12 protein-coding genes are annotated in these 12774 nt (G+C 73.2%); 5 read left to right on the top strand and 7 right to left on the bottom strand.

Features of this window, described 5'->3' with window-relative positions; translation table 11 throughout:
* The 3 genes from AEQ27_RS10190 to AEQ27_RS10200 form a co-directional block, all read right to left on the bottom strand.
* On the bottom strand, positions 1 to 1008 hold a 1008-nt coding region (locus tag AEQ27_RS10190), incomplete at its 3' end, for a hypothetical protein (protein WP_369813632.1).
* Positions 1009 to 1123: 115 nt separating this feature from the next.
* A complete protein-coding gene (locus tag AEQ27_RS10195; RefSeq protein WP_054146555.1) occupies positions 1124 to 1930 on the bottom strand; it encodes an alpha/beta fold hydrolase in 807 nt (268 codons plus the stop codon).
* Positions 1927 to 3066, bottom strand: a complete 1140-nt coding sequence (locus tag AEQ27_RS10200; RefSeq protein WP_054146556.1) for an FAD-dependent oxidoreductase — start codon at positions 3064 to 3066, stop codon at positions 1927 to 1929. Before AEQ27_RS10200 ends, AEQ27_RS10195 begins: the two co-directional genes overlap by 4 nt.
* Before the next feature lie 170 nt (positions 3067 to 3236).
* On the opposite strand from AEQ27_RS10200, the gene AEQ27_RS10205 reads away from it, so the two are divergent.
* From AEQ27_RS10205 to AEQ27_RS10220, 4 genes are all read left to right on the top strand, one after another.
* The gene (locus AEQ27_RS10205; RefSeq protein WP_152970308.1) at positions 3237 to 4181 is read left to right on the top strand and encodes a septum formation family protein; all 945 of its coding nucleotides are present in this window, start codon (positions 3237 to 3239) and stop codon (positions 4179 to 4181) included.
* A 75-nt stretch (positions 4182 to 4256) separates the two neighbouring features.
* Positions 4257 to 5726 (top strand): cardiolipin synthase, encoded by a 1470-nt coding sequence (cls, locus tag AEQ27_RS10210; RefSeq protein WP_054146558.1) that lies wholly within the window; start codon positions 4257 to 4259, stop codon positions 5724 to 5726.
* A gap of 100 nt (positions 5727 to 5826) precedes the next feature.
* Positions 5827 to 7212 carry a magnesium chelatase gene (locus AEQ27_RS10215; RefSeq protein ID WP_054146559.1) on the top strand — a complete coding sequence of 462 codons (1386 nt, stop codon included), beginning with the start codon at positions 5827 to 5829 and terminating at the stop codon, positions 7210 to 7212.
* Between the two features lie 8 nt (positions 7213 to 7220).
* A complete protein-coding gene (locus tag AEQ27_RS10220) occupies positions 7221 to 9218 on the top strand; it encodes a VWA domain-containing protein (RefSeq protein ID WP_054146560.1) in 1998 nt (665 codons plus the stop codon).
* Here AEQ27_RS10220 and AEQ27_RS10225 read toward each other — a convergent pair.
* The 4 genes from AEQ27_RS10225 to AEQ27_RS10240 all read right to left on the bottom strand — a co-directional run bounded on the left by AEQ27_RS10225 (position 9187) and on the right by AEQ27_RS10240 (position 12297).
* Entirely contained in the window at positions 9187 to 9990 is an 804-nt protein-coding gene (locus AEQ27_RS10225) for an SCO1664 family protein (RefSeq protein WP_200908355.1), read from the bottom strand. The genes AEQ27_RS10220 and AEQ27_RS10225 overlap by 32 nt on opposite strands.
* Entirely contained in the window at positions 9990 to 10541 is a 552-nt protein-coding gene (locus tag AEQ27_RS10230) for a DUF3090 domain-containing protein (protein WP_054146561.1), read from the bottom strand. The genes AEQ27_RS10225 and AEQ27_RS10230 overlap by 1 nt, the downstream gene beginning before the upstream one ends.
* Positions 10542 to 10574: 33 nt before the next feature.
* A complete protein-coding gene (locus tag AEQ27_RS10235) occupies positions 10575 to 11297 on the bottom strand; it encodes an MSMEG_4193 family putative phosphomutase (protein WP_054146562.1) in 723 nt (240 codons plus the stop codon).
* A gap of 142 nt (positions 11298 to 11439) precedes the next feature.
* On the bottom strand, positions 11440 to 12297 hold the full coding sequence (locus tag AEQ27_RS10240; RefSeq protein ID WP_054146563.1) for an NAD(P)H-binding protein: 858 nt from the start codon (positions 12295 to 12297) through the stop codon (positions 11440 to 11442).
* Between the two features lie 91 nt (positions 12298 to 12388).
* Between AEQ27_RS10240 and AEQ27_RS10245 the strand changes: the two genes are divergently transcribed.
* Positions 12389 to 12757: a helix-turn-helix domain-containing protein gene (locus AEQ27_RS10245; RefSeq protein ID WP_082383438.1), complete on the top strand. Its 369-nt coding sequence runs from the start codon at positions 12389 to 12391 to the stop codon at positions 12755 to 12757.
* Positions 12758 to 12774 lie beyond the last annotated feature (17 nt).

The raw sequence follows: 12774 nt of genomic DNA on the forward strand, positions 1-12774 counted from the left end.
GGCCGTGGCGGCGACCACGAGCGCGAGGGGACGGCGCAGGAGGGGCGGGACGGGGGCGGAGGCGACCGCCTGCGCCTCGGGGCCCGACGTGGTCGGCGCGACCAGCGCCTCCTGGTCGGCTGCTGCCTGCTCGTCGACTGCCGTCTGCTCGTCCGTGGGCTCGGACGCGTCGGCCGCGTCGTGGACGAGGGCGCGGGGGCCGGTCGACGGGACCACCACGGGAGACGAGGTCGGGGCGGAGGCCGTGGGGCGGTCGCCGTCCGAGGCGGGGGCGAGCGGAGCGTTGGGTGCGTGGCCCGCCTCGACCACGGGACGGGCCTCGCGGATCGCGCCGGGGGGCACGACGGGGACGACCCCGGTGAAGCGGAGGCGGGTGGCCTCGAGTGCGCGGGCCGCCTCGTCCGTGCCGACGCGGGTGATCTCGTCCTCCCACGAGGCGAAGCGCGCGGCCTCGACCTGGCGGAGGGCGAGCTGGGCCTGGACGACGGCCATCAGATCGATCGTCGCGGTGTCGTCGAGGCGCTTCTCGACCAGGCGGGCGAGGACCTCGTCGTCGAGCGTCATCCGCTCGGGAGGCTGGGGCAGGTCGTCGGGCACGGACACGGCGAGCACCGGCAGCGTGATCGCCGAGGTGTCGACCGAGTGGCGGGCCACGCTCGCCGGGCGGGCCTCGGAGGCATCGGTGGGCACCACGTCGTCGAGGACGACGTCGGCACGGTGCGAGGGGATCGAGACGGGGCGTGGCGCGCGGGCCGTCGCGGCTTCGGGCTCGGCTTCGGCTTCGGCCTGGGGGGCGATCGCGGTCGGCTCGTCGAGCCCCTCCACGGAGGCCTCGGGGGCGAGGGTCTGGTTCACGGGGTGGTGCTCCTGCTGGTCCGGGCGAGCGGGGGGCTCGGGGACGGTGTCGTCGAGGGGTGCGACGAACGTCACACGGCGCCGGTGGAACGTGACGTCGTCGTCGAGGGGTGCGATGCCCCCGACGCTCGCGGTCTGCACGTTGTCGGCCATGCTCGGATGGTAGGTGACGAACGGTCCCACGCCGGGCGGACTCGCCGGTCCGACCGGCACATTCCCCGTTCCGAGCGGATGGGCCGACCGTTCGGTGCCCGCGACGATCGGAGCGTCAGGAGGCGCGGGTCAGGTGGGCGAGCACCTCGCGCGCGACGCCGCGCGACCCCAGGCCGAGGTGACCCGACCGGGGATGCACGGCGAGCGTCGCGTCCGGCAGGCCGGCCACGGTGCGTGCCACGAGGTCGAGCGGGTAGAAGCCGTCGGCGCCCCCGGCCACGACGAGCGTCGGGGCGGCGACCTCGCCGAGGCGGTCGCCCACGTCGAACGAGTCCTCGGCGTCGAGCGTCACGACCAGGTCGTCGTGCCGGTCGCCGACGACGACGTGGTGCGCCACGCGCCCGAAGCGCCGCAGGGCGTTCGAGGCGGGGACGCCGGTGGTCGTCTGACCGAGCATGGCGGCCGAGGCGCCTCGCGCGTCGCCGGCCCGGAGGCGCTCGGCCGTGCGCCGCTGGGCCTCGCGCCCGCCGTCGCCCAGGCGGTGGGCGGCCGAGACGAGGACCAGTCGCCGCACCAGCTCGGGGTGGTCGACGGCCAGCTGCAAGGCGATGCTGCCGCCCGTCGAGGTGCCGACCACGTCGATCGGCCCGTCACAGATCTCGACCGTGGCCCGGGCCACGTCGTCGGCGAGGTCGTTCATCGTGGTGCCCTCGGGCAGCCCACGGCGACGGCCCAGCGTCCACAGGTCGACCTCGCGGACGAGCGGCGCCGTCTCGAGCCGCAGCAGGGTGCGGTCCCAGGTCGAGGGGTGGTGACGACCCGGCCCGACCCCGGGCAGCAGGATCGTGGGCGCGCCGCTCCCCCGACGCACGAAGGGCTGGCCCGCCACGGTGCCGCGGGTCGTCGCGGTCCGGCGGGTCACGGTCGCCCCAGGCGGCGGAACCGCGCAGGGGCCTCACCACCCTCGACGAGGTCGACGAGGATCGACCCCACCAGCGGCGTGAACTTGAAGCCGTGTCCGGAGAAGCCCGCCCCCACCACGACGGGGCCGACGCGGTCGAGAACGAAGTCCTCGTCGTCGGTCGTCGTGTACGTGCAGCTGATCGGGTCCGCCGTCTCGGCGTCGCCGCCGGGCAGCCACTCCCGCGCGTAGCGCCGCAGTTGCTCGAGCTGCTCGGGGTCGGGCGCGAAGGACCGGCGGTCGGGGGGGACGACGGGGCCGGCCCCGGGCCCGCCCGCCTTGACGCCCCCCCCCGGCGGGTGCATGCCGTAGACGACGCTCGGCCACCACGGCTCGGGGGGACGGTCGGGATCGGGACGGTGGTTGAAGCTCGGCCACACGGCCTCGGGGTCGGTCACGGCGAAGTGCGCGGGTTGCTCCTGCGTCACGGGGAGCCGAGGGAGACGTACGAGGCCTCCGACGACGTCCTCGGTCCAGGCGCCCGCCGTCACCACCACGCGCCGCGCGACGATCTCGTCGTCGGCCGTGACGACCCGGATGCGCTCGGGGCCCTCGACGTGCAGGCCCGTGACCGGCGTGGACCAGCGCAGTCGCGCCCCGTGGGCCGTCGCCGCCCGGGCGAGGGCCACCAGGGCCTCGGCAGCACGGATGCGTCCGCTGCCGGGCACGTGCAGCACCTCGGTCTCGAAGCGGATGCCCCTCCACCGCTCCCCCGCGTCCTCGGCGGTGACGAGTTCGCTGGGGACACCCGCGTCGATGTGCAGCGCCTGCATGCGCCGGAGCATCGCCGGGCGACCGTGGTTGACGACTCCGACGAGGTCGAGGAGCGGGGTGCCGGTCTCGTCGGCCAGCGCGTCCCACCGCACCCGCGCCTCCTGCACGAGGGCGACGTAGTCGGCGTCGTCGTAGGCGACGTTGAGGTTGCGGGTGGCGCCGTGCGAGGCACCCCGGTGGTGCCCCTGCTCGAACCGCTCGACGGGCACGGCCTCGTGCCCGCGCGACGCGGCCTGCCAGGCCGTCGCGAGACCCATGGCGCCTCCGCCGACGACGACCAGGTCGACGTCGGCGCGGGACGGACTCGGGTGACCGGACGACATGCTCCGAGCATAGGAGGCGCGGTGCGGCCCGGCCCCGCCGGCTCGCGCCCCCGAGGCACGCCCGCCCCCTGGCCCGCCGACGGGGGCTGCTGCCGCCGCGCCGGGTGCCGGTAACATCCCTCGACGGCCGCCGAGGGATGCGGTGCGCGCAGCAGCAGCAGGGGGACCTCGTGGACCGACCAGACGACCAGCCGACGACCGCGGGACCCTCGGGGGCGACCCCCGTGTCCTTCGGGGCCGACGGACCCGTGCAGCGGTTCGGACCGCTCGAGCTGCCCGCCCTGCCGCGCGACTCCCCGCCCGGCGTCGGCGACGCCCCGGGGGCCGGCCCCCCCGAGATGCTGCGCGTGCGGCTGGGCGCCACCGCGTTCCTCGACCTGGGGCACGACGGATCGCACTGGTTCGCGGTGCCCCTGCGCATCGACGCGTCGGGTCCCACGCCCCTCGACCAGCGGCGACGGGACCCCCTCGACGTCGGTGTCGGTGAGACGACGTCCGTGGTGCTCGACGCGGCCTCGGCCACGGTGCGGCGCTGGGCCGCCCTGGTCCCGCCCGAGTCGCGCCTGGGCACGGCCTGGCCCGCGCCGCAGGCGTTCGCGCCCGGTGCCGGGGCGGGCGTCCCGGCACCGAAGCGGTCGCGAGGCGTGCTGTTCGGCGTGTTGGGCGCGGTCGGCGTCATCGCCTTCGGGGGCGTGTGCTTCGGCCTCTACCAGGCGAACGGAGGAGAAGGGGGCGTCATCGAGACCGGTTCCGAGCTCGTGAGCGAGCTCACCACCGGGGACTGCTTCGACATGACCGACGGGATCGACCACGAGTACCAGACGTTCGTCGACGTGACCGCCTGCGGCGACGTGCACCACTTCGAGGTGTTCGCCGAACCGGTCCTCGACGACGACGCGTTCCCGGGCGACGACGAGGTCGCGCAGCTCGGCGACGACGCGTGCTACGAGGTCTTCGACGACTACGTCGGGTCGACCTGGGAGGACTCGGCCCTCGACTACGGCTGGTTCACGCCGACCGAGGACACCTGGGCCACCGGCGACCGCGAGGTCACCTGCTATCTCGCGACGGCCCCCGACGGCGAGTCGGCGAGCCTGGCGGGCAGCGGGCGCTGACGTGCCGGCGCGCCGTGGTGACGTCGGCGCGAACGGGGGCGGCCTCGTGCGGCCTCGACCTGGGATGATCGGCGGATGACCTGGCGCAAGCTCCTCAAGGCGTTCCCCACCGTGATCCTGGTGGTCGACATCCTCATCAGGATCGTCTCGGTGGCGGTCGTGCCCCGCAACCGGCGGCCGAGCTCGGCCATGGCCTGGCTGATGGCGATCTTCGTCGCGCCGATCCCGGGCAGCGTCCTCTACGGCCTGCTCGGCAGCACGAAGCTGCCGAAGGACCGGCGGGACAAACAACGCGAGATCAACTCGCTGATCCTCGAGAACACGCAGGGCCTCGACAACCGCGTGCCGACCGACACCCAGCCGCCGTGGTTCGGCACGGTGGTCCAGCTGAACCGCACGCTCGGCGCCATGCCCTTGATCCCCGGCAACAGGGCCCGACTGCTGCCGGACTACGCCGGGTCGATCGCGGCCATGACCGAGGCGGTCGACGCGGCCGAGCGGTACGTCCACGTCGAGTTCTACATCCTCACGCGCGACGAGTCGACCTTCCTCTTCTTCGACGCCCTCAAGCGGGCCCACGACCGCGGGGTCAAGGTCCGCGTGCTCTACGACCACTGGGCGACGATCCGCAACCCGCAGGGCCGCGTGACGCGCACCTGGCTGCGTGACGCCGGCATCCGCTTCGAGGAGATGTTGCCGTTCCACCCCACGAAGGGCATGTGGCGCCGACCCGACCTCCGCAACCACCGCAAGATCGTGGTCGTCGACGGCGACGTCGCGTTCACCGGGTCGCAGAACATGACCGATCCCAGCTACAACAAGCGCGGCAACATGCGACGCGGCCTGCAGTGGAAAGACCTCATGGTGCGCGTCGACGGGCCCGCCGCGATCGGCCTCAACGCCCTCTTCATCACCGACTGGTACAGCGAGACCGATGAGCTGCCCACCGACGCCGAGGCCGAGCCGCTCGTCGAACGCCGTACGGGCGACGACGCCTACGAGTGCCAGGTCGTGCCGAGCGGGCCCGGCTTCGACGGCGAGAACAACCTGCGGCTCTTCAACGCCCTGGTCTACGGTGCACAAGAACGCCTGATCATCGCGAGCCCCTACTTCGTGCCCGACGAATCGATGCTCTACGCCATCACGACGGCCGCCGAGCGCGGCGTCGACGTGCAGTTGTTCGCCTGCGAGGTCGCCGACCAGTTCCTCGTCTACCACGCCCAGCGGTCGTACTACGAGACGCTCCTGCGGGCCGGCGTCCGCATCTTCCTCTACGAGAAGCCGATCGTGCTGCACTCGAAGCACTTCACGGTCGACGACGACGTGGCGGTGATCGGGTCGAGCAACATGGACATGCGGTCGTTCAGCCTGAACTTCGAGGTGTCGCTCATGGTGCGTGGAGCGGGCTTCGTCGACCAGGTCCGCGAGGTCGAGGCGGACTACCGCGCGAAGTCGCACGAGATCACGCTCGCCGGCTGGCTCACGCGGCCCGCTCCCCTGCAGGTGCTCGACAACGTCGCGCGTCTCACGGCGGCGGTGCAGTAGACCGTCACGCGACGGATGTCGTCGAATCGAGACGTCTCGGCAAGCTCGCAGGAGGCGCCCCTCGCGAGGTCCGGGTCGGGAGCGTAGCGTCGCCGGGGTGATGCCTCCCTCCGCGAGAACCGTCGGCGAACTCAGGCGCTCGGGCCACGTCCCGAAGCCCCTCCGCACCGAGATCCGAGACAACCTGCTCGACGCCCTGAGAGAGGGTCGTGACCCCTGGCCGGGACTGCACGGCTTCGGGTCGACGGTCATCCCTCAGCTCGAGCGGGCGTTGATCGCGGGTCACGACATCGTCCTGTTGGGTGAACGCGGCCAGGGCAAGACCCGCCTGCTGCGGACGCTGGCAGGTCTGCTCGACGAGTGGTCCCCGGTCATCGAGGGGTCCGAATTGGGAGAGCATCCGTTCGAGCCGATCACGAGCGAGAGCCGCCGTCGAGCCGCCGACCTCGGCGACGACCTGCCGGTGGCCTGGCGAGGGCGCGACGAGCGCTACGTCGAGAAGCTCGCGACGCCCGACACGAGCGTCGCCGACCTGATCGGCGACGTCGATCCGATGCGCGTGGCCGAGGGACGCAGCCTGGGCGACCCCGAGACGATCCACTTCGGCCTCATCCCCCGGGGCCACCGCGGCATCGTCGCGGTCAACGAGTTGCCGGACCTCGCCGAGCGCATCCAGGTGGCGATGCTCAACGTGATGGAGGAGCGCGACATCCAGATCCGCGGGTACGTCCTGCGGCTGCCCCTCGACGTGCTCGTCGTGGCCAGCGCCAACCCCGAGGACTACACCAACCGTGGTCGGATCATCACGCCCCTGAAGGACCGCTTCGGTGCCGAGATCCGGACGCACTACCCGACCGAGCTGGTCGACGAGGTCGCGGTCGTCCGCCAGGAAGCCGACCTCGTCGCCGAGGTGCCCGACCACCTCGTCGAGATCCTGGCCCGCTTCACCCGGGCGCTGCGCGAGTCCCCCTCGGTCGACCAGCGCAGCGGCGTCAGCGCCCGCTTCGCGATCGCCGGAGCCGAGACCATCGCGGCCGCGGCGTTGCACCGCGCGACCCGACAGGGTGAGGACGAGGCCGTCGCCCGCCCGATCGACCTCGAGACGGCCGTCGACGTGCTCGGCGGCAAGATCGAGTTCGAGTCCGGCGAGGAGGACCGGGCCGAGGAAGTCCTCGAACACCTGCTGAGGACGGCGACCGCCGAGACCGTCCGTGCCCACTTCCGCGGGCTCGACTTCGACGCCCTCGTCGACGCCCTCGAGTCGGGTGTCATGGTGACGACCGGTGAGCAGGTCACCGCTCGGGACTTCCTGGCCGGATTGCCCTCGCTCGGCGAGGACGACCTCTACGACCGCATCGCCGAACGGCTCGGCGCGTCGTCCGACGGCGGGCGCGCCGGTGCGATCGAGCTGGCGCTCGAGGGCTTGTTCCTGGCCCGACGCGTGAGCAAGGAGAGCGGCGACGGTGAAGCGGCCTACGGGTTCTGAGGTGCGACGTGGCTAGGGCGAACCGGCGGTTGCACCGGGCCGCGCGCTACCAGAGGTACGCCGACGGTCCCGACCCGCTCGCGCCTCCTGCCGACCTGTCCGAGGCGCTCGACGCCGTCGGACGCGACGTCATGGCCGGTACGAGCGCCGAGGCGGCGCTCCGTGAGTTCCTCCGGCGCGGAGGCAAGGACCAGACCGGCCTCGACGACCTCGCCCGCCAGGTCGCCGAACGCCGACGGGCCCTCACCCGGGACCACCACCTCGACGGCACGCTCCAGGAGGTCCGCGAGCTGCTCGACCGGGCCCTGCGGGCCGAACGCGCCCAGCTCGCCCGAGACGTCGACCTCGACGACGGTGACCGCGCCCTGGCCCTGCTCCAGCTCGACAGCCTGCCGCCGTCCCCGGCCGGCGCCGTCGCCGAGCTGTCGGACTACCGCTGGCAGAGCGGCGAGGCCGGTCAGGCGTACGAGCAGATCAAGGACCTCCTCGGTCGCGAGATGCTCGACCAGCGGTTCGCAGGGATGAAGGGTGCCCTCGAGAACGCCACCGACGCCGATCGCGCGGCCGTCGCCGAGATGCTGCGCGACCTCAACGCATTGCTCGACGCGCACGCCCGCGGCGAGGACACCCCTGAGCAGTTCGACGACTTCATGGCGAAGCACGGCGACTCGTTCCCCGAACGGCCGTCCGACGTCGACGAGCTGATCGACGCCCTCGCCGCCCGGACCGCGGCCGCCCAGCGGCTGCGCAACTCGATGTCGGCCGAGCAGCGTGCCGAGCTGGACGCGCTCGCGCAGGAGGCCTTCGGCTCGCCCGAGCTGATGCAGTCGCTCGAGCAGCTGGACGGCACGCTGCGATCGCTCCGGCCGGGCCAGGACTGGAGCGGATCGGAAGGTCTCGACGGTGAACACGGCCTCGGGCTCGGCGACGGCACGGGGGTCTTCCAGGACCTCGCCGACCTCGACGCGCTCGCCGAACAACTGGCCCAGCAGTCGCGTGGGTCGTCGCTCGACGACGTCGACCTCGACGCCCTGCGCCGCCAGCTGGGCGAGCAGGCCGCCGTCGACGCCGCGGCCCTGCGGCGGCTCGAGAAGGCCCTCCGAGACTCCGGCGCCCTCCGCCGTCGCGCCGACGGCACCCTCGCCCTGACTCCGCGGGCCATGCGACAGCTCGGCAAGAACCTCTTGCGCGACGTCGCGGCGACGATGTCGGGACGAGCCGGGAGGCGCGAGGTGCGGTCCGCGGGAGCCCTCGGCGACCGATCCGGCTCGAGTCGTGGATGGGCCTTCGGCGACACCGAGCCGTGGGACGTGACCCGGACGATCACGAACGCGGTCACGCGGACCGCCGCCGAGGGCGGCCGGACCGACGGCGGGGTGCGGATCGAGATCGGCGACGTCGAGGTGCACGAGACGGACGCCCGGACGCAGGCCTGTGTGGCCCTGCTCGTCGACACGTCGTTCTCGATGGCGATGGAGGACCGCTGGGTTCCGATGAAGCGCACGGCCCTCGCCCTGCACACCCTGATCACGTCCCGCTTCCGCGGCGACGACCTGCAGCTGATCGGGTTCGGCCGGCACGCCGAGGTCATGCCCATCGAGCAGCTCGTCGCCCTCGACGCGAAGTGGGACAAGGGCACGAACCTGCACCACGCCCTGCTGCTGGCGAACCGGCACTTCCGCGAGCACCCGACCGCGCAACCCGTCCTGTTGATCGTCACCGACGGCGAGCCGACCTCGCACCTCGAGCCCGGCGGTGAGGTCTTCTTCGACTACCCGCCGCACCCCGTGACGATCCTGCGGGCGGTGGAGCAGCTCGACGTGGCCCGCCGCCTCGGCGCGCACACGACGTTCTTCCGGCTCGGCGACGACCCGGGGCTCGCCCGTTTCGTCGAGGGCATGGCGCGGCGCGTCGACGGCACCGTGACCGCCCCCGACCTGGACGACCTCGGAGCGGCCGTCGTCGGGTCGTACGTCAGAACACGGGCCACGGAACCGCCGGCATAGGGCCGCGCGGTTCGGGGAAGACGGGCGACGCAAGGAGGCGCGCGCAGCGATCGTCGAGCGCCTCGAGTTCGTCGGGGGTGAGGAGAGGCGCCAGGGCCGAGCCCAGCGAGCCCGAGAGAGCGGATCGGACGCGGCCGACCCCGTCGACCTCGTCAGCGGTCAGCGGGTCGCCGATCCACCCCCACAGCACCGTGCGCAACTTGTGCTCGGCGTGGAAGGTGAGGCCGTGGTCGACGCCGTGCCGCCGCCCGTCGGGCAGAGCGAGCACGTGGGCGCCCTTGCGGTCGGCGTTGTTGACCACGACGTCGAAGACGGCCATGCGTCGGAGCGACGGGGTGTCCTCGTGGATCAGGGCCACCGGCCCGTCGTCGCCGTCCCCCTCGAGCACGAGCCGCCATCCGTCGTCGGGCAGCTCGTCGACCGGCACGAGGTCGACGGCGTCCTGCTCCGGGTCGACGTCCTGCCAGAGCTGGACCATGCCCTCGCCGAGCGGACCGTCGCGCAGCCAGGTGCGCGGCACGACGTCCCAGCCCGAGGCCTCGGAGACGAGGTAGGACGCGACCTCGCGGTCGGCGAGCCGCCCGTCCGGGAAGTCCCACAGCGGCCGTTCGCCGGCCACGGGCTTGTAGATGACCGACACGTCACCGAGGCGGGCCAGGAAGGACGCGTTCGAGGCCGTGCGGATGCGACCGGTGAGCTCGAGCTCGACGTCGTCCGAGGGAACGGTGTCGGGCACGTCGGTCGGCTCGTCCTCAGCCGACGCCGACGCCATCAGACCTCGCCGGGCAGGACGCAGACGTGACCCTCGGGGTCGATCGGCTGGCCGCAGAAGGGGCAGAGGGGCCGACCGGCCCCGACGATCTCGAGGGTGCGCGCCGCGAACGCCCGCGCCGTGCCGACGGGGATGCGGACGACCATGACCTCGTCGGGCTCCAGCTCGGCCTCGTCGATCTCGGCCTCGCCGTCCACCTCCACCAGGGGGAACGCCTCGATGACGACCTGCGCGGTGGACGGGTCCCAGCCGAGGCTGAGAGCACCGGCCCGGAACTCGGGTTCGACGGGTTGGTCGAGCGGCTCGTTGTCGACGAGTTCGACCGGGATGCCGGTGGGCACGCTGACCGGGTTGCCGTCGGCGGCCATCACCTGGTCGAGGATCTCGTCGATCTTCTCGGCGAGGGCGGCCGACTGCATCTTCTCGAGGCCGACGCTCGTGACGCGTGCCCCGTCACGGGCCTGCAGGTAGAACGCACGGGAACCGGGACGACCGACGGTCCCGACGACGACTCGGTCCGGCCAGTCGAAGGTGTGGACGATGGAGGGCATGCCGCGAGTCTACGAGCGCCCCGCCGCCGACGCTCAGGTCGCGGGAGGCTCGTCGCCGGCGGCCGCGCCGCTCGCCGGACCCGCGCCTCCTCCGACGGCGGCGGCGGCCGCGGGCGCCGCCTGCCGCAGCCACGAGAGGTCGCCCGCGCCGGCGTTCGTCGCGACGACGTCGGGCCGGTTCGGCCCGTACCGCACGATCGACACCGAGGCCGGGCCGACGCTGATGCGCTGGAAGAGGTCGAGGTGCATGCCGTACGCGTCGGCGAGGATCGACTTGATGATGTCGCCGTGGCTGACGGCGACCCACACGGCGCCCGGACCGTGTTCGGCCTCGAACGCGGCGGCGTGCCGCCGGCCCGCGGCCCCCGCCCGGGCCTGCATGGCCTGGAGCGACTCGCCACCGGGGAACACCGCGGCCGACGGTTGGTTCTGCACGACCGACCAGAGTGCCTCGCCCGCCAGCTCCTTCAGCGGCCGACCCTGCCAGTCGCCGTAGTCGCACTCGGTGATGCCTCGCTCGATCGGCGTCACCGGCACGCCGGACGGACGGTCGAGGATCGCCCTCGACGTCTGACGGCGGCGCTCGGGGGGGCGCGACCCGGCGCCGCCGCGCGGCCCGCCCGCGGGCCGCTCGGCTGGGCGCCGCGCTTGCTCGCGTCCGACGTCGTCGAGCCGGACGCCCGCCGTCCGTCCGGCGAGCACGCCGCTCGCGTTGGCGGTGGTGCGTCCGTGTCGGACGAGGACGAGGGTGGCCATGCCCCGAGCCTAGACACCGGGACCCGACGGTCGACTCCGGGGACCGGCCCACCCGCGTCGGGAACCGACCCGACGAGGAGGCGCGGCGCCGGTCGTCCCGGCACCGCGCCTCCTGCGGTCTCCCGACCGACGGTCGGCGTGACTACGCCGAGGCGGCGGTGAGGGCCTCGACGAGCGGGGTCGTCGGGCGGCCGATCAGACCGGAGAGGTCGCCGCTCGTGTCGGCGAGCAGCCCGTCGCGGATGTTGCCGTCGAGCGCGACGACGAAGCCGACCGTGCCCTCGTCCAGGCCGAAACCGCGCAGGCGCTCGGCGTGTCGCTCGGGCGTGAGCGACTCGTAGCGGACCGGTCGGCCCGTGACGACCGAGAGCGCCTCGGCGAACTCGATGAAGTCCCAGGCGTGGTCGCCGGACAGCTCGAAGGTGAGGCCGGCAGTCGAGTCGTCGAGGGCAGCGACCGCGGCGGCCTCGGCGTAGTCCCGACGGCTGGCGCTGGCGAGACGGCCGTCCCCCACGCTCGCGGCGACCACGCCGGAGTCGCGGGCGGTGGCGATCTCGCCGACGTAGTTCTCGGTGTACCAGCCGTTCCGCAGCAGCGTGACGGGGACGCCGGAGGCGGCGAGGTGCTCCTCGGTCGCCTTGTGCTCGGGCGCGAGGATCAGGGGCGAGGGCGAGGCCGCGAGGACGCTCGTGTAGACGATGCGGGCGGCACCGGCGGCCTTCGCGGCGTCGATCACGGCGGCGTGCTGCGGGACCCGCTGGCCCACCGCGTCGCTCGAGATCAGGACGGCGACGTCGCCCGCGCCGATGACGGCGGCGGTCGTGTCGGGTCGGGTGTAGTCGAGCTCGGCGGTGCGGACGCCGCGCTCGGCGAGGTCGGCCAGCTTCGAGACGTCGCGCGACGTGGCGACGACGCTCTCGGGGGCTGCGCCGCGGGCGAGCAGGGCTTCGACGACGAGGCGGCCGAGTTGGCCGGAGGCGGCGGTGACGATCGTGGACATGGTGTTCCTTTCGGTTGCGTGCCGGGGACAACGACGACGATCCACCGGGACTTCCCATCTGCAGGTACGCACCTTTTCGTAAGCTACTGACGTGGACGTCGGAATCGTGAACCCTGCCCGCCCTGCCGTCTCCGGTCGTTTCCCGGCGGAGTGCCCGAGCCGCGTGGTGCTGACCCACGTGACGAGTCGGTGGGGCGTGCTCATCCTGCTGGCGCTCGAACGCGGTCCGCTGCGGTGGGGCGAGTTGAGACGCGAGATCGAGGGCGTCAGCGAGAAGATGCTCGCCTCGACCCTGAAGACCCTCGAGGCCGACGGCATCGTCGACCGCGCCGCCCAGCCGACGATCCCGCCGCGGGTCGACTACTCGCTGACCGAGCGCGGCACCGAACTCGCCGCTCGCCTCGTACCCCTGATGGACTGGATCCTCGACAACGCCGACGAGATCGTCGCGGGCCGGTGACCCGTCGCCGCCTCGCT

The sequence above is a fragment of the Frigoribacterium sp. RIT-PI-h genome (assembly GCF_001297205.1).
Classification (GTDB): domain Bacteria; phylum Actinomycetota; class Actinomycetes; order Actinomycetales; family Microbacteriaceae; genus Frigoribacterium.

Excerpts from the sequence above, each read along its gene's own strand:
- AEQ27_RS10235 (WP_054146562.1), bottom strand. The coding sequence starts at position 11,297 with ATGGCCACCCTCGTCCTCGTCCGACACGGACGCACCACCGCCAACGCG.
- cls (WP_054146558.1), top strand. The coding sequence starts at position 4,257 with ATGACCTGGCGCAAGCTCCTCAAGGCGTTCCCCACCGTGATCCTGGTG.
- AEQ27_RS10215 (WP_054146559.1), top strand. The coding sequence starts at position 5,827 with ATGCCTCCCTCCGCGAGAACCGTCGGCGAACTCAGGCGCTCGGGCCAC.
- AEQ27_RS10230 (WP_054146561.1), bottom strand. The coding sequence starts at position 10,541 with ATGCCCTCCATCGTCCACACCTTCGACTGGCCGGACCGAGTCGTCGTC.
- AEQ27_RS10225 (WP_200908355.1), bottom strand. The coding sequence starts at position 9,990 with ATGGCGTCGGCGTCGGCTGAGGACGAGCCGACCGACGTGCCCGACACC.
- AEQ27_RS10240 (WP_054146563.1), bottom strand. The coding sequence starts at position 12,297 with ATGTCCACGATCGTCACCGCCGCCTCCGGCCAACTCGGCCGCCTCGTC.
- AEQ27_RS10200 (WP_054146556.1), bottom strand. The coding sequence starts at position 3,066 with ATGTCGTCCGGTCACCCGAGTCCGTCCCGCGCCGACGTCGACCTGGTC.